Source organism: Bradyrhizobium sp. LB13.1 (assembly GCF_054056815.1).
In genome coordinates, this window is sequence record NZ_JBSRYQ010000001.1 from 3,170,354 (window position 1) to 3,191,958 (window position 21,605).

Annotated in this window: 19 protein-coding genes and 2 pseudogenes; 12 read left to right on the forward strand and 9 right to left on the reverse strand. The window is 64.3% G+C overall.

Annotated elements, in window-relative coordinates:
• Positions 1–75 precede the first annotated feature (75 nt).
• Together ACVWYI_RS14935 and ACVWYI_RS14940 are read right to left on the reverse strand one after the other, a co-directional pair.
• Positions 76–1,731 (reverse strand): thiamine pyrophosphate-requiring protein, encoded by a 1,656-nt coding sequence (locus tag ACVWYI_RS14935; RefSeq protein ID WP_456664528.1) that lies wholly within the window; start codon positions 1,729–1,731, stop codon positions 76–78.
• Positions 1,732–1,926: 195 nt separating this feature from the next.
• Positions 1,927–2,349 carry a hypothetical protein gene (locus tag ACVWYI_RS14940; RefSeq protein ID WP_456650641.1) on the reverse strand — a complete coding sequence of 141 codons (423 nt, stop codon included), beginning with the start codon at positions 2,347–2,349 and terminating at the stop codon, positions 1,927–1,929.
• A 197-nt stretch (positions 2,350–2,546) separates the two neighbouring features.
• Between ACVWYI_RS14940 and ACVWYI_RS14945 the strand changes: the two genes are divergently transcribed.
• Positions 2,547–3,992: a hypothetical protein gene (locus ACVWYI_RS14945; RefSeq protein ID WP_456662447.1), complete on the forward strand. Its 1,446-nt coding sequence runs from the start codon at positions 2,547–2,549 to the stop codon at positions 3,990–3,992.
• A 1-nt stretch (position 3,993) separates the two neighbouring features.
• On the opposite strand, the pseudogene ACVWYI_RS14950 reads toward ACVWYI_RS14945, so the two are convergent.
• The 3 genes and pseudogenes from ACVWYI_RS14950 to ACVWYI_RS14960 form a co-directional block, all read right to left on the reverse strand.
• Positions 3,994–4,678, reverse strand: a pseudogene (locus ACVWYI_RS14950) (class I SAM-dependent methyltransferase).
• Between the two features lie 8 nt (positions 4,679–4,686).
• Positions 4,687–5,682 (reverse strand): glycosyltransferase family 2 protein, encoded by a 996-nt coding sequence (locus ACVWYI_RS14955; protein ID WP_456662448.1) that lies wholly within the window; start codon positions 5,680–5,682, stop codon positions 4,687–4,689.
• 141 nt (positions 5,683–5,823) lie between these two features.
• Positions 5,824–7,386 (reverse strand): hypothetical protein, encoded by a 1,563-nt coding sequence (locus ACVWYI_RS14960; RefSeq protein WP_456662449.1) that lies wholly within the window; start codon positions 7,384–7,386, stop codon positions 5,824–5,826.
• A 273-nt stretch (positions 7,387–7,659) separates the two neighbouring features.
• Between ACVWYI_RS14960 and ACVWYI_RS14965 the strand changes: the two genes are divergently transcribed.
• The gene (locus ACVWYI_RS14965; protein WP_456662450.1) at positions 7,660–8,529 is read left to right on the forward strand and encodes a phosphatase PAP2 family protein; all 870 of its coding nucleotides are present in this window, start codon (positions 7,660–7,662) and stop codon (positions 8,527–8,529) included.
• A gap of 38 nt (positions 8,530–8,567) precedes the next feature.
• Here ACVWYI_RS14965 and ACVWYI_RS14970 read toward each other — a convergent pair whose 3' ends face one another.
• The 4 genes from ACVWYI_RS14970 to ku form a co-directional block, all read right to left on the reverse strand.
• Entirely contained in the window at positions 8,568–8,732 is a 165-nt protein-coding gene (locus ACVWYI_RS14970) for a Flp family type IVb pilin (protein WP_247349953.1), read from the reverse strand.
• Positions 8,733–8,923: 191 nt separating this feature from the next.
• Complete coding sequence (locus ACVWYI_RS14975; protein WP_456662451.1) at positions 8,924–9,106, reverse strand: hypothetical protein; 183 nt, start codon at positions 9,104–9,106, stop codon at positions 8,924–8,926.
• Between the two features lie 174 nt (positions 9,107–9,280).
• Entirely contained in the window at positions 9,281–9,517 is a 237-nt protein-coding gene (locus ACVWYI_RS14980) for a hypothetical protein (protein ID WP_354047175.1), read from the reverse strand.
• Between the two features lie 60 nt (positions 9,518–9,577).
• Positions 9,578–10,561 carry a non-homologous end joining protein Ku gene (gene ku, locus ACVWYI_RS14985; RefSeq protein WP_456662452.1) on the reverse strand — a complete coding sequence of 328 codons (984 nt, stop codon included), beginning with the start codon at positions 10,559–10,561 and terminating at the stop codon, positions 9,578–9,580.
• A gap of 236 nt (positions 10,562–10,797) precedes the next feature.
• Here ku and ACVWYI_RS14990 point away from each other — a divergent pair, with 236 nt between their 5' ends.
• The 10 genes and pseudogenes from ACVWYI_RS14990 to ACVWYI_RS15035 all read left to right on the forward strand — a co-directional run bounded on the left by ACVWYI_RS14990 (position 10,798) and on the right by ACVWYI_RS15035 (position 21,346).
• A complete protein-coding gene (locus ACVWYI_RS14990) occupies positions 10,798–10,953 on the forward strand; it encodes a hypothetical protein (RefSeq protein WP_247447728.1) in 156 nt (51 codons plus the stop codon).
• A 228-nt stretch (positions 10,954–11,181) separates the two neighbouring features.
• A complete protein-coding gene (locus tag ACVWYI_RS14995; protein WP_247349962.1) occupies positions 11,182–11,853 on the forward strand; it encodes a response regulator transcription factor in 672 nt (223 codons plus the stop codon).
• Between the two features lie 121 nt (positions 11,854–11,974).
• The gene (locus tag ACVWYI_RS15000; RefSeq protein WP_247349963.1) at positions 11,975–13,351 is read left to right on the forward strand and encodes a sensor histidine kinase; all 1,377 of its coding nucleotides are present in this window, start codon (positions 11,975–11,977) and stop codon (positions 13,349–13,351) included.
• Between the two features lie 159 nt (positions 13,352–13,510).
• A complete protein-coding gene (locus tag ACVWYI_RS15005) occupies positions 13,511–14,908 on the forward strand; it encodes a hypothetical protein (protein ID WP_456662453.1) in 1,398 nt (465 codons plus the stop codon).
• A 100-nt stretch (positions 14,909–15,008) separates the two neighbouring features.
• Positions 15,009–15,278: a hypothetical protein gene (locus tag ACVWYI_RS15010; protein ID WP_247350265.1), complete on the forward strand. Its 270-nt coding sequence runs from the start codon at positions 15,009–15,011 to the stop codon at positions 15,276–15,278.
• Between the two features lie 131 nt (positions 15,279–15,409).
• Positions 15,410–16,526, forward strand: a pseudogene (ccmI, locus tag ACVWYI_RS15015) (c-type cytochrome biogenesis protein CcmI).
• A gap of 37 nt (positions 16,527–16,563) precedes the next feature.
• Positions 16,564–17,073: a cytochrome c maturation protein CcmE gene (ccmE, locus tag ACVWYI_RS15020; protein WP_247349965.1), complete on the forward strand. Its 510-nt coding sequence runs from the start codon at positions 16,564–16,566 to the stop codon at positions 17,071–17,073.
• Positions 17,070–19,052, forward strand: a complete 1,983-nt coding sequence (locus ACVWYI_RS15025; RefSeq protein WP_456662454.1) for a heme lyase CcmF/NrfE family subunit — start codon at positions 17,070–17,072, stop codon at positions 19,050–19,052. The genes ccmE and ACVWYI_RS15025 overlap by 4 nt, the downstream gene beginning before the upstream one ends.
• A gap of 4 nt (positions 19,053–19,056) precedes the next feature.
• Entirely contained in the window at positions 19,057–19,539 is a 483-nt protein-coding gene (locus ACVWYI_RS15030) for a cytochrome c-type biogenesis protein (RefSeq protein ID WP_456662455.1), read from the forward strand.
• 226 nt (positions 19,540–19,765) lie between these two features.
• Positions 19,766–21,346, forward strand: a complete 1,581-nt coding sequence (locus tag ACVWYI_RS15035) for a Do family serine endopeptidase (RefSeq protein ID WP_456662456.1) — start codon at positions 19,766–19,768, stop codon at positions 21,344–21,346.
• Positions 21,347–21,605 lie beyond the last annotated feature (259 nt).

The following is a 21,605-nucleotide window of genomic DNA, read 5'->3' on the forward strand; positions in this document are numbered from 1 at the left end:
GGGCGGATTATCACATCTCCTGCGGCCGGAGCCAGCGCCCGCCCCAGTGAGTTTGCCGCCAAAACACGGCCCGCTTCACGTGCCCGGCCGCGACACCTCGGTCTCCTTGCTGGTGATGAACTCCAGCAGCACCGGAATGCCTTCCTGGGTCTTCTGGATGCCGCGCTTGATCGCAGGGATGATGTCCTCAGGCCTCGTCACCCGCTCGCCATAGCCGCCGAAGGCGCGCGCCATCGCGGCGTAGTCGCCGGAAATGTCGGTCGAACGAAATTTTTCGGTCGAGACCGGCATCACCTTCAATTCGATCGCCATCGAAAAATTATTCAGGAGGATCGACATGATCGGGATGCGCTCGCGCACCGCGGTCTCGAAATCCATGCCGGTGAAGCCGATCGCCGCGTCGCCCCAGACATTGATGCAGAGCTTGTCGGGCTTTGCGAGCTTGGCGCCCATTGCCAGCCCAAGGCCGTAGCCGAGCTGTGTCGTCTTGCCCCAGCCGAGATAGGTGAGGGGCTCGACCGACTTCCAGAACGGCGAGAGCTGGTCGCGCGGGCTGCCGGCATCGTGGGTGATGATGGTGTTGCTGACGTCGACGGTGTATTGCAGGTCCCACAGCACGCGATATGGGCTCAAGGGCGCGTCATCGCTGGTGAGTTTTGGCATCCATTTGGCCAGCCACTCCTTGTGCGAGGCCGCGATCTCGGCTGCGACCGCCGATGCGTCGCGATCCGCGGTGACGGTCCTGCCGATCTCCTCCAGCAGCGCGTCGAGCACGAGCCCGGCATCGCCGACGAGGCCGATCCTGGCTTCCACGTCCTTGTTGAGATGGTTCGGATCGAGTGTCGAATGGATGATGGTCTTGCCCTTCGGCATCGCGATGCCGAAATTGGTTTCGGTGAAGGAGCACCCGATACCGAGGATGACGTCGGCCTCGGCGAGGAATTTTGGCACCGCGCGCGGCACGGCAAGGCCGCCGGAGCCGAGCGAGAGCGGATGGGTTTCCGGGAACGACGATTTGCCCCCGAGGCTGGTGGTGACGGGAATGGCGAGCCGCTCGGCGAGCCGTTTCAGTTGCGCCCATGCCTGGGCGTAATGCACGCCTTGGCCGGCATAGATCACCGGGCGCTTGGCGTTGACGAGCAGCGCGGCAGCTTCCTTCACATGAACGGGATCGGCGCCATAGCGGGTGCGCAGCACCGGCGTGTAGTTCAGCGGCTCCGGCACCTCCTCGTTCCACATGTCAGCAGGAATTTCGACGATGACGGGACCACCGCGGCCGTTCTTTAGTTTCGTGAACGCGCGGCGAAAAATATTGGCGACCTCGGCGGCCAGGATGATCGGCTCGGATGATTTCGAAAATGGCTTCATCGCCTCGCTGGAACTGAAGTTCGGCTCGATATGCGCAAGCCGGCGCTGATAGCCCATTGGCAGCACCAGCACGGGAACGGATTCGCCGTAGCATTGCGCGACGCCGCCCATCGCGTTCTCTGCACCGGGGCCATGCTGCATGCAGAACGCGCCGATGCTGCGTCCCGAGGTCACCCGCGAGATCGCATCCGCCATGTGGATGCCGACGCGCTCCTGCCGTACCACCACCGGGCGGATATCGGCCTTCGCCGCATGCTCGATCAAATGGTTGACGGGATAGCCGCAGAGGATCTCGATCCCCTCGCGCTTCATGATTTCCGCAATCGCGGTGCCGAGCTTCATGGCGTCTCTCTCCCTGGGCAGGCCGGTTGATCCGGCTGATTAGGGATAGAGGATCAGGAATCGGGGAGAGGGTAAAGCGCGAGCGGATGAGAGCCGCGGTAGATCAGCTATGCAGCGAGCTGACGTAGCCGGATGGAGCGCAGCGCAATTCGGGGGCCATTCCACCCGGATAGATCGGAGCCGAATTTCGCTGCGCTCCATCCGGACTACGACCGCTTACTTGCAGCTTTGGCAGATCATCAGCTTGCGTTTCAACGCCTCGTCTTCTTGATCGATCAATTGCTCAGCCGCGCCGCCTTTAGGACCCTGATCGGCCCTGGAGCGCTTTGCAGTGTGTGACCTCACAGGCGGGACTACTTGACTCGAGATGTCATTGTCGTCGCCGGCGCCTGCGCTGAAGCCATCGTAGTCGGCGGCCGGGTTCGGCGCCGATGGAAGCCCGCCGATCACCGGCGGCGAAGCCTCTCTGATGGATGCTGCCGGCGGAGGTCTGGAATTTTTGGCGCCCGCATGCGGCGGCGATGCATCGGGCGGAGAAAGCGAAACCGGCGGCGCGGCCGAAGTCTGTCCTCTCGTGCTGTCCTGCGACCAGACGCCGACAAAGATGAGGGTGAAAGCCAAGAGCGTCGCGCTTCTCATCCGCATCCTTCAAGCAGCTTTGGTTCGTCGATCGACGGTGCAAGAGTATCAGGACTCACATGGTCGTCAAAGCGCCGCAGCCCGAATTTCGCTGCCGGGAATATGGTTCACAAAGAGTGACCGGCCCGCCCGCACAGGGCCAGGCGTGGTGAGTGTCAAAGAGGAATTTAACGCTTGCGCCTTAACTTGCGCTCGCCATGAGTGACCAGGTCGTCCACAGCGAGGTTCAACCGTTTTCGGCGCGTGCGGCGCTTCCCTGGCTGGTGGGCCTTGGCGTCTATGTCCTGTTGCTGATCCTTGGACCGCGGCTGCTCAGTGATCCCGACAGCTATTCTCACATCGAGGTCGGGCGCTGGATCATCGCGCACGGCTCGCTGCCGGCGAGCGACCCTTACTCCTTTTCGATGCACGGCGCGCCCTGGATCACTTTCGAATGGCTCTCGGAGATCATCTACGCCGGAGCCTACGCGCTTGCCGGCTGGCCAGGCGTCGTCGTCTTGGCCGCCGCGGCGATAGCGCTCGCCTTCGGCCTGTTCACGTTCTTCCTGGTGCGCGAGCTTTCGCCAGTCCAGACGCTGCTCATGGTGATCGCGGCCGTCATCCTGTTGGCGCCGCATATGCTGGCGCGGCCACACGTGTTGGTGCTGCCGGTGATGGTGACCTGGGCGGCTGCCCTGGTGCGCTGCATGGATCGTGAAGGGCCGCCGCCATACTGGGCCCTGCCGCTGCTGGTCGTGTGGGCCAATCTGCACGGCAGTGTGGTGCTGGCGCTTGGACTGATTGGCCCTGCGGGGCTCGAGGCGCTGCTGCGCGAGAAGCGCAGCGAATGGCCGCGCGTGTTCCTGCGGTGGCTACCATTCACGGTGCTCGCAGTCGCAGCGTCCTGCCTGACGCCGTACGGGCCGGAACCGCTGTTGATGCCGCTGACGACACTCGGCCTCGGTCCCGCGCTCGGTTGGATCTCGGAATGGCGGCCGCAGGATTTCAGCCACATCGGTTTCTTCGAGTTGCTGCTGCTGGCCGGCATCCTTGCGCTCTCGCGCGGCGTGACGCTGCCGGTCGTACGGGCCTTGGTCGTGATCGGGTTGCTTCATTTCGCGCTGGCGCAGGTCCGCAATGCGGATCTGCTGGCCTTGCTGGCGCCGCTCTATCTGGCGGCTCCGCTGGGACGGAAGTTCGGCGGGTCGAGCAGCCAAGATGCGGCCGGCTCGTCGCGCGGCCTGAACCTGGCCGCGCTCGGTGTGTTGATCGTGGCGAGCGCAGCGGCGCTGGCGCGTGACATACGGCCGGCTCCGGTCATCACCCCTCAGGCTGCCATCGCCGAAGCCAACCTCGCCAAGACGGCGCATGTGCTCAACGATTATTCCTTCGGTGGCTATTTGATCTTTGCCGGCATTCCCAGCTTTATCGACGGTCGCGGGGAGCTGTACGGGGGAGCGTTCATCAACCGCTACAATCGCGCCCTGGCGCTGGTCGACCTCGGCGATTTTCTCAAATTGCTCGACGAATACAACATCGGCGCGACGCTGCTCGCGCCGGAGACGCCGGCGATAGCGATGCTCGACCGGCTGCCCCAGTGGCAGCGCGTCTACAGCGACGGAGTGGCGGTCGTGCACAAGCGGCGAGATACGCCGCAAAGATAGATCAAGCGGTCCCGAAAGCGGCGTACTGGCCGCCGAGCCATACGCCGCTCAGGGCATCTTCGAGACGCCGCGCCGGTTTGGTGTCCCAGGGCAGCAGCAGGAAATGGCGCGCACCGATCTCGCGCAAGCCGTCGGCAGCCATCAACTTCCGGGTTGTGCCGGCACCGAGCAACACGGCGTCCCGGTCGAACTCACAACGCGCGACGGCAAGGCGTGTCAGCGGGTTGTACGGATTGTGCTCGATGACGCAGACGAGCCCCCCGGGGCGCGTCACACGCCGCATCTCGGCGATGAACTGCGCCCATTCGGACGGCACGATGTGATGCATCACGCAGACGGCCGTGACCAGATCGAAGCTGGCATCGTCGAAAGGAAAGGTGCGGCCGTCAAACTCGCGGTAGTCGACGCCACCGTTGTCGGCGCGGGCCTGCGCCAGGCTGGCCGAAGAAACGTCGATACCGCTCAAGCGGCCGACCATGCCCCGCAGCAGGGGATGAAGGCTGCCCACGCCGCAGCCGACGTCCAGCATTTCGGGCCTGTCCGTGTCGAGCCGCCGCGCGATCAGATTGCCCAGGAGATCGGCTCTTGGCGCGCATGAAGAAGTGATGCGGCAAGCCGGAGAAGTCGATCGAGGATTGGACCACGTCACGGTAGTTGTCGTGATAACCGTCGAAGAGCTCGGTCATGCGCTCGGTCACTCGTTGATGGCGTGGATCGCGGGTGCGGCCGCCGTTTCGTTGCGATCGAAGCCAGCGCGGGTCTGCACCACGTATAGCGGGCGACGTTTCACCTCCGCATGGATGCGGCCGACATAAAGCCCCACGATGCCCGTCATCAGCATGTTCATTCCGCACAGCAGGGACACGACGACCATCGTCGAGGACCAGCCGGTGACGAGATGACTGTCCTTGCTGAGCCACAACAGGACCACCCAGCCGCCGTAGAGCAGCGCGAGTCCCGACACCGTCAATCCGCACCAGATTGCCAAGCGCAAGGGCAGATCGGAAAAGCCGAGCGCGGCGTTCGTCGCCAGCCGCACCATCTTGAACAGCGGGTACTTGGTCTCGCCAGCTGCACGCTCGAGACGGTGGAAGGCGACCTCGGTCTGCCGGAAGCCGAGCCAGGCGATCATGCCGCGTACGAAGCGGTCCTGCTCCGGCATCTGCCGAAGTGCGTCGAGCACCTTGCGATCGATCAGGCGGAAGTCGCCGACATCGGCGGGGATGCCGACCGAGGACATCCTGCCGAGAAGCCGGTAGAACAGATGCGCGGTTGCGCGCTTGAATTGGCTTTCGCCCTCGCGCGACAGGCGGCGGGCGTGGACGATGTCGTTGCCTTCCTGCCATTTTGCGATCAATTGCTCGATCACTTCGGGCGGATCCTGCAGATCGGCATCCATGACGATGATCGCTTCACCTTGCGCGGCGTCCATGCCGGCGGTGATGGCGATCTGATGGCCGAAATTTCGCGACAGGCCGATATAGCGATAGCGCGGGTCGCGCGTGGCGAGCGCCCGCAGCACGATCGAGCTGGAATCGCTGCTGCCGTCGTCGACGAAGATCGCCTCTGCCGGCCCGTCGAGCCGGGACAAGACCAGGTCGAGCCGGCGCAGCAGGACCGGCAGCACGGCTTCCTCGTTGAACACGGGGATGACGAGGCTGTAGCGGATCGACTGGAAACTGGCCGCCATGCGAGAGGGTCCAACTCGTTGCAGAAGCGGAAGTCTATGTCGGCGGCGGTTAAGGCGGTCTTGCCACAACCGTCAAGGATATAGGGCGCTTGAGCGACTAGTAACGCCCGATTAACCACGCTGGGCAGGAGCGGCTTCGGCCTAGGACCTGCGGCGGATCTTGTAGAGGACAAATCGCTCAGAGGCGTCCAGCGCTTCCAGCAGGTCTGCCAGCGGGTTTGGAGCCGGCGGTCCAAGGACATAGAGATAGTCGTAATCCTGCTGCCAGGTGCGGACGAACGGCGGGATCTCCGTCGGCGGCTGGCTTGCCGCAATCGCAGTCAGCACGGCTAACGGCACCGGCCCCCCGTAGGGAATGGCAAGACGGCGCACGGCCTCGCGTGGTCGCACGGGTTGCTTGCCCGCTTCCGTGAATAGATTTGGCACGAATGCGTTGGCATAGTGCACGGCCAGTGTCGGCGCATAATACATGGGATACGAGGTGAGGTCGGCAAAGGGCGGGTCTCCCTTGTCTACCGTGCTGGCGACGAGGATGCGTGAGCCGCGATCAATCTTGTGGAACGACTCGACGATGGCCGCATAGTCGGTGCGGTAAGGCAACCACACCGCGAAGACCACGGCGAGATTGATCAATGTGATGCCGCTGATCGCGGCGAGCGCAGCCATTCGCCATGTCCGACTGGGCAGCGACAGCGAGCAGAAGGCAGGCAGGATCAGAGCTGCCGCGGGGATCACGCGGAGGTCGACGAACGAGGTCCCGAACAGCTTTGAGGGAATGACGACGAACAGCAGCGCAAAGCCGATCGCGAGCCAGATCCCGGCTGGCTCGAGCTTGAGGACGCCGCGTCTTGCGGCGAACAGCAGCGAGATCATCAGCGCCAGCCCGGTCGTCGCCGCGACCGTCAAATTGTAGCCGTTCATGATCCGCAACGGCCAGATCGGCTTGAATTCGAGGAACCAGCTCGTACCTTCGCTTCCGATCGATCCCGCGGTCATGCGCATGATCCCAAACAGAACAAGCGCCGGCAGAGCCAACGCGCCGAGCCGCGCGGCGGCGGCCCGGTACGATGTTCGCCGATCGCAAATGCGCGAGAGCTCGTAAAGGCCAAGCGTCGCGCCGTAGATGCCGAGGGAGAAGAAGTGCGCCGCAAACAGCGCCGCGACGAAGACCATGTTGACGATGAAACGCAGTGGCCATCGGCGTTCCGCCAGCATCAGATAAACGGCGATGCCACAGAGAGCGAGGCCCAGTCCGAACTCGAAATTGACGAAGCCCCAGCTGAACGGCAGACAGTAAAGGAAGGCGAGCGCCGCAAAGCCGGCGAGATGGACGCGTCCCTTCCGGGCCCATTCGAGCAGAAGCGCGCCCCCGACGATCAATAATTGGCTTAGGAGCAGAAACAGCCGCGTGGCGTTCTCGACGCTGATCAGCCGCGCCATCTGCGGGACCAGCAGATCCATTCCCAGGTTGGGATAGAAGGCCCAGGCCACCTCGTAATGCGGATTGGCGTCGGGGGTGCCGTTCTGGCTCAGAATGTACATGCGGGCGAGGTGATTGGGATAATCGACCATCGCGGGAATGGGGGTCAGCAGCACAGGAAGGAACGAGGCGACCGCCAGCACAGCAAAAACGACCAAAGTCACGGACCGGTCCAGGCCAGGGAGAGCCGGGATTTTCAAGATTGGCCTATCGGAAGACACCATGTCGGGCCGCTGGGGTTTGAGCCTGCGCTCGACGATGGCGCAACTGCACGACACAACGCCATACTGCGATGCTCGCAAAAATCAACTTAGGGTCACCGCATTAACGGAGGCGCAATTTTGCCCCGCTAGCGTGACAAGAGAGCCGTGACGAACAGGCCGGCGATCGGATGCCCCATGACGGACACGCTGAGCCCGGCTGATATCCACCTCGACCGGGCGAAGCAGGCCGATCGTGTCGTCTGGATCGCGATCGGCGCCACGGCCGGCGCCGTGTTGATCGCGTCGACGCTCGGGCCCTTCCAAATCGAATGGCTTTCATTCCGGAAGGCCGCCCTCGTTGCCGGTCTGCTCATCTTGATGAGCTGGTTCTACGCAACCATCAGGAGGGACGCGGCTCTTGCCGGCGCGCTGATCAGCACCGCCCAGATCATTGCGTTTGCGGCGGTGGCAGCGCCTCTGTCGTATGTCGCGGCAGGCGCGGCATTTCCGCTATGGGACGGCGACCTCGCCGCACTGGATCAGCGCGTCGGCTTTGACTGGATGGCGTGGCTTGCCGCGATGAACGCTGCGCCGCTTCTGCATCGAATACTGGCGACTGCGTATGCGAGCTTTACCGTGCAGACGACGGCCGTCGTCGTCTTACTGGCTGCGACAGGGCACGCCCTGCGATTGCGCATCTTCATGCTGAGCTTCGTGCTGACGACGCTTCTGACGATCGGCGTTTCTAGTCTGATGCCGGCGCAGGGAGTTTGGGGTTACTTGCATCTGTCGATAGTTGATTCTCCCGCCATCGTACCGGTGACGCGAGATCTACCCCTTCCCGTATTCTTTGGATTGCGAGACGGGACTTTCCGCCATCTGGTGGCGGAGGGGGCCGAAGGAATCATCAGCTTTCCGAGCTTGCATGCGGCGCTTGGACTTCTGTTCCTGCTGGCGCTTTGGCCGGTCAGATATTTCGGCTGGATCGCCGCGTTGCTCAATGTTGCGATGATTGCGGCGACCCCGGTGGACGGAAGCCATTACTTTTGCGATGTGGCCGCAGGTCTGGCAGTCGCGCTCCTGAGCTGGATCGCGGTTCAGCGTGCTCTCACCGCGGGAGAGCGAATGGAAGCCGGTCGCCAGTTGCATTTGCGCCCGTCTTAGCCCGCACTGCCGGAATTGTGGAGCGCCGGCGATGCCGGTTACTTCACCGCCGCGTCGATCGAGTTGAACTTGCCGCTCAGCAGTGCGCTGCCCGTATTGTTCACGGCCGTGATGATCGCGAGCGCGATGCCGACGGCGATCAGGCAATACTCGATGGCGGTGGCACCATTTTCATCGGCAAGAAATGACCTGATCACAGTCATCGTCAACTCCTGTTCATCCGTCCAACGTAGGCTGGTGCCGTTATCGGAATGGTAAAGTGATTCATTAATTTTTTGTGGGCGCGTCAAAACGCAGGTCGGATGGTCCTCACCTGCGGTTTGTATGGTGTCATCGATTGACTTAAGGTTCCGTCACCCAATTCAGACGCATTTGCCGAGGTCGTCGTCCCGTCTCAGGACGAGATCGGGCGTTCCGGCGCGGCCTTACCGGGGCGTTTCAGCACCGCAGCAAGGCGTCCGGCCAGATAGCTCACCACGCGCGGCTGCGCCCGCGCGGAGCTGCCGGCGAAGCTCTCTTCCTCGGCCGTGTCGTTCACGAGGCCGATGTAGTTCTTTCTGGCGTCCTGCTGCTGCACGAGCCTGCAAACCCCGGGTTCAATCGAGGCGCGACCATGCTGCGCTGAGCGGGAACCGGGGGTTAATTTTGTCTTCCGTAGGATTACGTGCCGCCGCCGCGACCGCAGGCAGGCGCTGAAAGCACTGGCTCGGCTTAACGGATTGTTGAGCCTGTTCTTGAGCGGGCGCCCGGCTCACTCGCGCCGACCGTCCGCATTCAGCGCCCGCAACATTGCGATGCGGGCGAACATCGTCCAGCCGCCGCCGGTTTCGGCCGCGCTGATCAGAGTTTCGATCGCGGTCTGCCAATGGCTCGCGTGCTGGGTATCCTCGGGCAGTCGCATGATGTGATCGGCAGCCTCTTGCAACGTCCGCAGCTTGCGCCCGCCTCGTAACGAAATGGGGTCGTCGAACGCTGTCGACCAGGGCATGTCAGGTCGGCCGGTCGGCGAGGGGAAGCATCACAGCGAGATCGAGAACTGCGATGGCTTCTAGCCGGCCTTCTTCGCTCGCATCGGCGCGCGCACCGGCTTGTCGGCCTTTTTGGGAGCGGCTTTCGCTGCGGCGTCCTTGCCACCCTTGCCGGCGATCGGCAGCAGCATTTCGCGCTGGCCTTCGACGCGCTTCTTCGGCTTCTTGCCCTTGGTGGTGTCCTTGGTGGTGTCCTTGGCCGTCTTCGCCGCGGGGCTTGCGTCCTTCTCGTTCGCGATGCTCTTCTTCAGGGCGTCCATCAGGTTGATGACGTTGCCGCCGGTCTTCGGCGCGGCCTTCGCGGTGATGGGCGCGCCGCTGCGCTTCTTGTTGATGAGATCGATCAGCGCGGTCTCGTAATGGTCCTCGAACAGCTCGGGCTCGAACGCGCCAGACTTCTTCTCGACGATGTGCTTTGCAAGGTCGAGCATGTCCTTGGTCAGCTTCACGTCCTGGATGTCGTCGAAATAGTCCTTCTCGCCGCGGACCTCGTAGGGGTAGCGCAGCAGCGTCCCCATCAGGCCGCTCTCGAGCGGCTCCAGCGCGATGATGTGCTCGCGGTTGGTCAGCACCACGCGGCCGATCGCGACCTTGTCCATGCTGCGGATGGTCTCGCGGATCACCGCAAAGGCGTCGTGGCCGACCTTGCCGTCGGGCACGAGATAATAGGGGCGGATCAGATAGCGGCTGTCGATGTCGGTCTTCGGCACGAACTCGTCGATCTCGATCGTGTGCGTGGAGTCCAGCGCGATCTCGTCGAGCTCGTCCTTGGTGACCTCGATATAGGTGTCGGTGTCGACCTTGTAGCCCTTGACGATGTCCTCGGAGGTCACCTCGTCACCGGTCTCGGCGTCGACCTTGAGGTACTTGATCCGGTGACCGGTCTTGCGGTTGATCTGGTTGAACGAGACCTTCTCGGTATCCGAAGTGGCCGGATAGAGCGCGACCGGGCAGGTCACGAGCGAGAGGCGCAAAAAACCCTTCCAATTGGCACGGGGGGCCATGGGCTACTCCAAACGCAACGGGGACAGAAGACGAAGATACCATCGGGGAACAACGAATCATAGCAAGGCGGATTGCAGAATCTTGCAACTGCGTTAACCGGCCGCCCGGTGCGCGGTTGCAGCCTGATCCCGCCGTAAAAACCGGAACATCATATCCAATCACGCGTTACCACGGGACATCACGTTGCGAGGAGGTCGCGGCCATCCGACGCGACAGCCAGAGATTTGAGGTCACCATGGCAACCACGCGAGACCAACGTCAGATCGTTGAAACTGCGACCGAGGCCCGTCAGGGCGAACCCGGGCCGTCAGTGGCCGCGCTGCTCGCCATCTCGACCGGGCTCGCGATCCTGATCCTTGCCGTCGTCTGGTTCGTGTTCTTCCGGACCTGACCGGCACATCGACCGGACGGTTCGTACCTTCCGACTCGCCGCGTAACGCGGCACATTGCGCCCGCCATGCCCCGTTCGTCCGGTGGCCCGGCGGGCGCAGTGCGTTGGCCGCGAACAGGTCGTATATGACCAAAAAGTAACGCGGCCGGTTCCCGGCGTTCATATTCAGTTCACGCCGGAATTGCTCATCTCTGCTGGTGTTCATGCGGCCTAATTCTGGAGAGAAGCGTGCGCCTGCTCGTCGTTGAGGACGACCCCGATCTCAATCGCCAGCTCACCAAGGCGCTGACCGACGCCGGTTATGTCGTCGATCGCGCCTTCGACGGAGAGGAGGGGCATTATCTCGGTGACAACGAGCCCTACGACGCCGTGGTGCTCGACATCGGCCTGCCGAAGAAGGACGGCATTTCGGTGCTGGAAGCCTGGCGGCGCAACGGCCGCACCATGCCGGTCCTGATCCTCACCGCACGCGACCGCTGGAGCGACAAGGTCCAGGGCTTCGATGCCGGCGCCGACGACTATGTCGCAAAGCCGTTCCACCTGGAGGAGGTGCTGGCACGCATCCGCGCGCTGCTGCGCCGCTCCACCGGCCATGCCCAGAGCGAGCTGAGCTGTGGCCCCGTCACGCTCGACACCAGGACCGGCCGGGTCAGCGTATCTGGCAATCCCATCAAGATGACCTCGCACGAATATCGGCTTCTGGCCTACCTGATGCACCATTCCGGGCGCGTCGTGTCCCGCACCGAACTGGTCGAGCATCTCTACGACCAGGACTTCGACCGCGACTCCAACACCATCGAGGTCTTCGTCGGCCGCATCCGCAAGAAGCTCGACGTCGACATCATCCAGACCGTCCGTGGCCTCGGCTATCTCCTGACCCCGCCGGCCCCCGGCGCTTGAAGCGTGTTGTCTCGAAGTATCTTGTCTGGAAGTATCTTGTCTTGACGGGCGGCCCGGCGCGGGCCTTGGTCGGGTCATGAGTTCCGATGCCATGCCGCCCCGCGCCTCCGGGATCATTCAGATGCCCGCCAGCTCGCTTGCGAACCGCCTGTTCCTGTCGGCGACCGCGTGGCTCGTGGTGATCCTGGCCATAACCGGCGTGGTGCTGTCGTCGGTCTACAAGAACGCCACCGAGCGCGCCTTCGACCGCCGGCTCAATCTCTATCTGCGCACGCTGATCGCCGAGGTCGCCACCCCGGACGAACCGCCGGACCGCCAGTTCCAGTCGCTCGGCGAGCCGCTGTTCGACCTGCCGCTGTCCGGCTGGTATTGGCAGATCACGCGGACCGACACCGAAAAGCCGGAGGTGCGCTCCTCCCGCTCGCTCTGGGACAAGAAGCTGCCGAAGCTGGAAGAGCAGGGCACAGAGCTCACCGCCGCCGGCATCCGGATCGCTTATGTCGACGGTCCCGAGGGACAGAACCTGCGCATGGTGGAGCGGCCGGTCGATCTCGGCGCGGACGGCAAATTTCTCGTCAGCGTCGCCGGTGATGACACCGAGATTTTCGACGAGACGCGCAGTTTCGATTACTATCTCGGCGGCACCTTCACCGCGCTTGGCATCGTGCTGCTGCTGACCACCGTGTTCCAGGTCCGCTTCGGCCTCGCGCCGCTCAAGCGCATCTCGGAATCCATCGCCGACATTCGCTCGGGGCGGGCGGAGCGGCTCGAGGGCGAATTCCCGGTCGAGATCGCGCCGCTGGCGCGCGAGACCAACGCGCTGATTGACGCCAATCGCGAAATCGTCGAGCGCGCACGCACCCATGTCGGCAATCTCGCCCACGCCATCAAGACGCCGCTCTCGGTCATCGTCAACGAGGCCGGCGCGCATGCCATCGATCCGTTCGCGACCAAGGTGATGGAGCAGGCGAACGTGATGCGCGACCAGCTCGCCCATCATCTGGAGCGCGCGCGCATCGCGGCGCGGGTCTCGGTCGTCGGAACAGTGACCGAGGTTGCCCCCGCCATCGAGGCGCTGCGGCGGACCATGGAGAAGATCCACCGCGACCGCGGCATCGTGGTCGAGGCCGAGGCCGATCCGTCGGCGAAATTTCGCGGCGAGCGGCAGGATCTGGAGGAAATGGTCGGCAATCTCGTCGACAACGCCTGCAAATGGGCGGCCTCGCGGGTCTTCATCGAAGTTCTGGTGGAGACGCTGCACCAAGCGGGCGCCGGTCCGCGGCTGCGTATCATCGTCGACGACGACGGCCGCGGCCTGTCGGAGGCCGAGCGCGCCCAGGTCTCGCGACGTGGCCAGCGGCTTGACGAGTCCAAGCCCGGATCGGGGTTGGGGCTGTCGATCGTGACCGACCTCGCCGCGCTCTACGGCGGCAGCCTCTCGCTCGGCGGGGCGCCGACCGGGGGCTTGCGGGCTGAGCTGGTCTTGCCCGGAATATAATCCTTTGTTCCCATGGGCTTATTCGCCGCAATCAACACCCACCCGAAGGGGACTGCTGGGATTCGGAGCCACTTGCTAAACGGCTTCTTAAGTGGGACCTCCTAAGATCGCGCCCGGACGCATCCCATGTCCGCCATTTACCGTGCATTACCCGGGCGCATGAGCCAGACATCGATCGAGCGGCTGAGGGAATATCTCGCGCAGCTCCCGCCGCAGGCGCAGGCGCTGCTGATGCGGGAGTTCGAGCGTGCGCTGGAGCGTGGTCAGGACACGGCTGTGGCGACCCTCGTGCTTGATCAGCTGCGCAAGGTCGTCCGCAAGACCGAAGCCGACGAGGCCCCGCCGCCGCGTACGGACGATCTGTCGCGGCTGCTGTTCCAGGTGCTGGAACCATTCCTCATCGAAGCGGGTACCCCGATCCGGGTCGGGCAGGTCCGCCGTTCCTCGCTGGCTCCGATCTGGCAATGGCTCGGCCGCGACGGTGCTCCAGACAAGCTGAACGAATTCGAGGCGGCGCTGGCGCGCATGCCGGCCGACAGTGGGCAGGTCGAAGCGCTGGCCTCGAAGCTCCAGGCGGTCGCCGCGGAGGCCATCTTCGAGCTGACGGGGCCCGGCGGCGGTGACAAGTCGCGTGCGCTCGCCCGCGTTGGGCCCCCCAACGTGATCGAGGACCTCTATTCGATCGGGGCGGTGCTCGCGGTTCGCGAGGCCGTCGCCACCTTGAACGAGAAGCTGCCGCGCGCCCTGCGCGCCTTCGGCGATGCGCAGATCGTCTCGGTGACTTCAGCGCTCAACACTCCCGTCCTTCAGACGCCGCAGATGCTGCCCTTCGCGCTGTCGATCGTCATGCAGCGGATGACCGCGCCGTGGCAGATCATCCGCCTCGCCATCAAGATTGCCGCCTCCGACGACGAGATCCGCGTCGCGGCAACGCCCTATGGCGTCGCCGTCACGATCGCGCTGCATGATCTGTCCTGTGTCGCCGCGATCCTGCGCATGGACATCAAGCGCAGCCGTTTCGAGAACGTGGCCGGCAATCTCAAGACGCTGCACGACGGCGTACGCGGTCTGCGCACCGAGCTCGACCTCCGCAACGATTCCGCCTGGGGCAAGCAGTTGACCTCGATCCGGGCCAACATTTCCAACGCGCTGCAATCCGAGATCGACAGCGTTCCCGGCCGCGTCCGCCGCATCCTGCGCCAGCGCGCCGAGAAGGACATTCCGCCGGGCGCGCGGATCGACAGCACCGAGGTCGAGGAAACCGTGGCGCTGATCGATTTCGTCGCGACCTGCCGCAATTATGCGAGCGAGCTTGCGATCAACGAGGTGACACTGCGCACCTATTCCGACCTCCAGCAATATGTCGAGCGTTCGACCGAGCAGCTGGTGCAGTCGCTGCGCGGGGCCGATCACAAGGTTCGCACCTATCGGCAGCAGCAGGTGCAGGCTGCGATCCGTTTCTGCCAGGTGCTGTTCGGCGATGATTATGCCTCGCTGATGAGCCGCGCCGCGGAGAACGCGGCCACGGGCGAGCGTAAATCGTCGCGCGCGAGCTGATCCGGGCGTATCTTTCGGTGATCACAATTTGAGGTTGACGGTGCCGGCGACGGGCCCTACGGTCGCTGTGCAAGTTTTTGGAATTTCTATCTGTGGGCGCATGAAATCCCTTATCAGCTCTATCGAAATCGAGAATCGCGTCATCGTTGCCAAGTATCAAAGATTGATGGTCGGCGCGAAGGTAGTGCTGGTCGAGAAGGCAAGCGGTCGGCAGCTGCCTGAGACCCTCACCAGGGTTGCATCGCCGGTTCCCGTCGGGGCGTTGCGCATCAGATTGCCCGACGCCATCGAGCCGGGAACATACTTCCTGAAGGCCTTCAATGGGCACGGCGAGGATGCCGCTCAAAGCGTGGACTTCGAGATCGGCTAAGCCGTTGGATTCTCACCGTTTCGGGACTGTGCGCGGTCGCGGCAAATTGACAATTGTCAATTGCCGCATCGTCCGGCCGTGGTGTAAAGCCACGGGTGGGCGCGGCTCGCGCGCTGCCGGAAGCTTGCCAGATGACGCTATGGTTCGTGTTCGCGCTGATGACGGTCGCGGCGATTTTCGCCGTGCTTCTGCCGCTCGGCCGTAGCGGACGCGCGCAAAATCAGGGCAGCGAGGTCGTGGTCTACAAGGACCAACTGGCCGAGATCGACCGTGATGTTGCCGCGGGGCTGATCGGAGCGCCCGAGGCCGAAGCCGCGCGCGTCGAGGTTAGCCGCAGGCTGCTCGCCGCGGCCGACAGTGAGCCCGCACTAGCGCCGAAATCCAACCTCAAATGGCGCCGCGCGGCGGCCGTGCTGGCGCTTGCCGGCCTGCCGTTGGTTGCGATCGGCGTCTACATGCCGCTCGGCTCGCCCAGGCTTCAGGATTTTCCGCTGGCACAGCGGGAGCGCGGATCCGGGTCCGGAATGGCGCAGTCGCTTGAGAATCTGGTCGTGCAGGTCGAGCAACATCTGGAAAAGAATCCGACAGACGGGCGTGGCTGGAACGTGATCGCGCCCGTGCTGGAGCGGCTTGGTCGCTTCGACGACGCGGTGCGCGCCTATCGCAACTCGCTCACCTACAATGGCGAGAGCGCGGAGCGCCGGTCCGATCTCGGCGAAGCGATGTCGGCCGCGGCCGGTGGCGTCGTGACCGCCGAAGCCAAGACCGAGTTCGAGCGCGCGCGCGCGCTTAGCGCCGGACGATCCCAAAGCGAACTATTTCCTCGGTCTCGCCGCCGAGCAGGACGGCCGCAAGGACGATGCCGCCAATATCTGGCGCGCACTGCTGGCGAAAGCGCCCGCGGATGCGCCGTGGCGCCCACTCGTGCAGACCTCGCTCGCGCGGGTCGGCGGCGGTGGCGCGACGATGCCGGCGCTGTCGGATGAGACCCTTGCAGCTTCCAAGGACATGAAGGAGGGTGATCGCAACGCCATGGTTCGCGGTATGGTCGAACGGCTCGCCACGCGCCTCAGGCAGAACGGCGACGACGTCGAGGGTTGGCTGCGGCTGGTGCGCGCCTATCTCGTGATGGGCGACCGCGACAAGGCGGTGGGCGCATCAACCGATGCCCGCCAGGCGGTTGCCAACGATACAGCGCGGCTGCGCCAGCTCAATGAAGGCCTCAAGACACTCGGGCTCGACGGATGACGACGTCAGGGCGAGACGAGCAGGGAACGGATACGCCATGACGCGCAAGCAGCGACGTATGACCATCATCGGCGGCTCGCTCGCCGTGCTCGCGCTCGCGGCCGCGCTGGTGCTCAACGCATTGCGCGACTCCATCGTGTTCTTCTCGACGCCGACCATGGTCGCCGAAAAGCACGTCGCGCCCGGCAAGCGGTTTCGCCTCGGCGGCCTGGTGCAGCCCGGCTCGCTCCAGCGCGGCGACAATCTCGCAGTGACCTTCGAGGTCGCCGACGGCGGCGCCAAGCTTCCGGTCGCCTTCAAGGGCATTTTGCCCGACCTGTTCCGCGAAGGGCAGGGCGTCGTCGCCGAAGGCGCGCTCGACGCCGATGGCGTGTTCAAGGCCGACACCGTGCTCGCCAAGCACGACGAGACCTACATGCCCAAGGACGTCGCCGATGCCCTGAAGAAGCAGGGGCACTGGAAGGATGATTATGACGCCAAGGCTTCTGATAGCGTAAAGCCTGCGGCTACGACGGCGCAGGGAAACTCGCAGGGAGCTGTGCGGTGATTGCGGAAGCCGGACATTACGCGCTGGTGCTGGCGCTCGGACTGGCACTGATCCAGTCCATCGTGCCCCTGATCGGCGCTCGCCTGCGCGATGATGCGCTGATGAATGTGGCGCGCTCCACCGCGCTGGCGCAGCTTCTGTTCGTCGGTGCGTCATTCATCGCGCTGGTGATGCTGCACGTGGACTCGGACTTCTCCGTCGTCAACGTCTACGAGAATTCCCATTCCATGAAGCCGCTGCTCTACAAGATCACCGGCGTGTGGGGAAACCATGAAGGCTCGATGCTCTTGTGGGTGTCGATCCTCGCGCTGTTCGGCGGATTGGTCGCAGCCTTCGGCAACAATCTGCCGCTATCGCTGCGCGCGCATGTGCTGGCCGTGCAGGCGTGGATCGCCAGCGCCTTCTATCTATTCATCCTGGTGACCTCGAACCCGTTTCTGCGCATCGCCAATCCGCCGATCGAGGGACGCGATCTCAATCCGGTACTTCAGGACATCGGTCTCGCCGTGCATCCGCCGATGCTCTATCTCGGCTATGTCGGCTTCTCGATCTCGTTCTCCTTCGCTGTCGCAGCGCTGCTGGAGGGACGGATCGACGCCGCCTGGGCGCGCTGGGTGCGGCCGTGGACGCTGGTCGCCTGGATCTTCCTGACGCTCGGCATCGCCATGGGCTCGTACTGGGCTTATTACGAACTGGGCTGGGGCGGCTGGTGGTTTTGGGACCCGGTCGAGAACGCCTCGCTGATGCCGTGGCTTGCCGGCACCGCGCTGCTGCATTCGGCTCTGGTGATGGAGAAGCGCAATGCGCTGAAGGTCTGGACCATCCTCTTGTCGATCCTGACCTTCTCGCTGTCGCTGCTCGGCACCTTCCTGGTGCGCTCGGGCGTCATCACCTCGGTGCATGCCTTTGCGACCGATCCAACCCGCGGCGTGTTCATTCTGCTGATCCTCTGCCTGTTCATCGGCGGCAGCCTGTCGCTGTTTGCGGGGCGCGCGACGTCGTTGAAGCAGGGCGGCCTGTTTGCGCCGATCTCGCGCGAGGGCGCGCTGGTACTGAACAATCTGCTGCTCACGGTCGCCTGCGCGGTGGTGCTGTTCGGCACGCTCTATCCGCTGGCGATGGAGATGCTCGCCGATTTCAAGATGTCGGTCGGTGCTCCCTTCTACAACCTCACCTTTGCTCCGCTGTTCACGCTGCTGCTGCTCGCCGTGCCGTTCGGGCCGATGCTGGCGTGGAAACGCGGCGATCTGCTCGGCGTGACGCAACGGCTGCTCGCGGCCGGCGTTGCCGGGCTCGTCGCCGTAGCCATGGTCTGGGGCTGGGCGCGCGGCGGCAGCGCGCTGGCGCCATTGGCAATCGGACTTGGCGTCTTCGTCATTGCCGGTGCCGCGACGGATCTGGCCGAACGAACCGGCTTGTTTCGCCTGCCGTTCGCGACGACGCTGCATCGTGCCCGGGGTCTGCCGCGCTCGGCCTGGGGCTCGATGTTCGCGCATGCTGGCCTCGGCGTCGCGTTGATCGGAATCGTCTGCGAGACCACCTGGAACAGCGAATATATCGCGACCATGAAGCAGAACGACGTCGCCCATGTCGCCGGCTATGACGTCAAGCTGGACGGCCTGTTTCAGCGTCAAGGGCCGAACTTCCACGAGATGATCGCCGAATTCAACGTCAGCCGTGACGGCGAGAAAATCAGCGTCATGACGCCGTCCAAGCGCAGCTTCACCACCCGCGGCTCGTCGACCACTGAGGCCGCGCTGCTGACGCGTGGCGCAAACCAGCTCTACGTCTCTCTCGGAGACGCCAACGCCGAGGGCGCCATCGCCGTGCGCATCTATCACAAGCCGTTGGTGCTATTGATCTGGTGGGGACCGGTGCTAATGGCGTTCGGCGGCATGCTGTCGCTGTCCGACCGGCGCCTGCGGGTCGGCGCGCCAAGCCCGGCGCGGGCCAAGCAGCGCCTGCAGCCGGCGGAGTGATCCGATGCGCCGGATGATGGTTGCGTTCGTCGCCCTGATGCTGCTGGCCTTGCCTGCGGCGCACGCCGTGCAGCCCGACGAGATCATGCCGGATCCTGCGAAGGAGTCGCGCGCGCGCGACTTGTCGCGCGAGCTGCGCTGCATGGTCTGTCAGAACCAGTCGATCGACGATTCCGATGCGCCGCTCGCGCGCGATTTGCGGCTCCTGGTGCGCGAGCGCATCGCCGCCGGTGACAGCAATTCGCAAGTGCTCGATTTTTTGGTCGCGCGCTACGGCGAGTTCGTGCTGCTCAAGCCGCGCTTCGAGCGCAACACCATGCTGTTGTGGCTGCTCGCGCCGCTGCTGCTGATGGGCGGCGGCCTGGCGCTGTGGCTGCAAATCCGCCGGCGCTCGCGAAGCGGTGCAGACGTGCCAGCTCCGCCGCTCACGCCCGATGAGGAAGCGCGGCTGGCCGCATTGATGTCGGACGAAGCTTCATCGCCCTAGTTGCGTCGCTTCGCGCGTCAAGCCGACACTCCGAAGCCGGAACCTCGTTAAGTTCCTACGGGATCACAACTTTCGTCCTGCGATGAACTGCCGCATTCGCATTGCCGTTCATTACAAAAGTTTAACCCCGCCGCCAGCGCACGGTAAGGCGGGAGCCCCCATCTTCAGCTCCGTAAGGTGCAGCCATCAGGCACCAAATGGATTTCAAGGCCCTGGAGATCTCTGCATGACCGACCGTCCTGACCTCTCGAACCTTCCGTCCTACCGGCAGCCCCGCCGGTCGGTTTTCTCGGCCCGCAAGATCGCGCTGATGGCCTCGGTCGTCGCCGGGCTCAGTGCCGCCGTCTACGGCTTTGGCCCGTCGACCTCGTCAGCCGACCTGTTCTCGACCCCGGCGCATGCGCAGGTCAACAACGAGGTCCGCAAGGTCGAGCGTCCGATCGGCTTCGCCGACGTCGTCGAGCGCGTGAAGCCGTCAGTGATCTCGGTGAAAGTCAACATCAAGGAAAAGACCGCGAGCAATGATGACGGCGATGACGCGCAGTCGCCGTTCCAGCCGGGCTCGCCGATGGAGCGCTTCTTCCGCCGCTTCGGCGGTCCGGACGGTTTCCCGGGCCAGAAGGGGGGCGGCCGTGGCCGCGTCGTGCAGGGCCAGGGTTCCGGCTTCTTCATCTCGGCCGACGGTTTCGCCGTGACCAACAACCACGTGGTGGACGGCGCCGACAAGGTCGAGGTCACGACCGACGACGGCAAGACCTACACCGCCAAGGTGATCGGCACCGATCAGCGCACTGATCTCGCCTTGATCAAGGTCGAGGGCAGCTCGAACTTCCCGTTCGCCAAGCTTGCCGACGGCAAGCCGCGGATCGGCGACTGGGTGCTCGCGGTCGGCAATCCGTTCGGCCTCGGCGGCACCGTGACCGCGGGCATCGTTTCGGCCAGCGGCCGCGACATCGGCAACGGCCCCTATGACGATTTCATCCAGATCGACGCGCCCGTGAACAAGGGCAATTCCGGCGGTCCGGCTTTCGACACCAACGGTGAGGTGATGGGCGTCAACACCGCGATCTACTCGCCCTCCGGCGGCAGTGTCGGCATTGCGTTCTCGATCCCCGCGAGCACCGTGAAGAGCGTGGTGGCGCAGCTCAAGGACAAGGGCTCGGTCAGCCGCGGCTGGATTGGCGTGCAGATTCAGCCTGTCACCTCCGACATCGCCGACAGCCTCGGCATGAAGAAGGCCGAAGGTGCGCTGGTTGCCGAGCCGCAGGCGAATGGCCCGGCGGCCAAGGCCGGCATCGAGTCCGGTGACGTGATCACGTCAGTCAACGGCGAATCGGTCAAGGACGCCCGCGAGCTCGCCCGCACCATTGGCGGTTTGGCGCCCGGCGCGACCGTGAAGCTCAACGTGCTGCACAAGGGCCAGGACAAGGTCGTGAACCTGACCCTCGGCCAGTTGCCGAACACGGTCGAGGCCAAAGCCGACACCGACAAGGACACCGGCAAGGGCGCGAGCCGCGGCACCGACGTGCCCAAGCTCGGGATGACCGTCGCGCCCGCCGATTCTGTGGCCGGCGCCGGCAAGGAGGGCGTCGTGATCACCGAAGTCGATCCGAAGAGCGCCGCAGCCGAACGCGGCTTCAAGGAAGGCGACGTGATTCTCGAAGTCGGCGGCAAGAGCGTGAGCACTGCCGGCGAGGTCCGCGACGCCATCACCACGGCGCGGACCGACAACAAGAACAGCGTCCTGATGCGGGTCAAGAGCGGCGGCCAGTCGCGCTTCGTCGCCGTGCCCATCGCCAAAGGTTAACCAAGGGTTAACCAAGGGCTAACCAAGGGCCAGGCCTCAGGAGGCCCACGAGATGAAGGGTGTCGCCGGCATCAGTCGCCCCCGCCGACGGCGTCCTTCGGGGAAGCAGCGCAACGTTTGCTTCCCCTGTCTACCTTCCGGTGGAATTACGCCCCCCTCCGTCGGAAGGCCTAGGGCGGTGAGGTCCCCCCAGCTTCACCGCCCGCCTTTTTCTCGTTGCCAGAGTCTCTCACACTCGGCTTGCATGCGATTGCCGCTC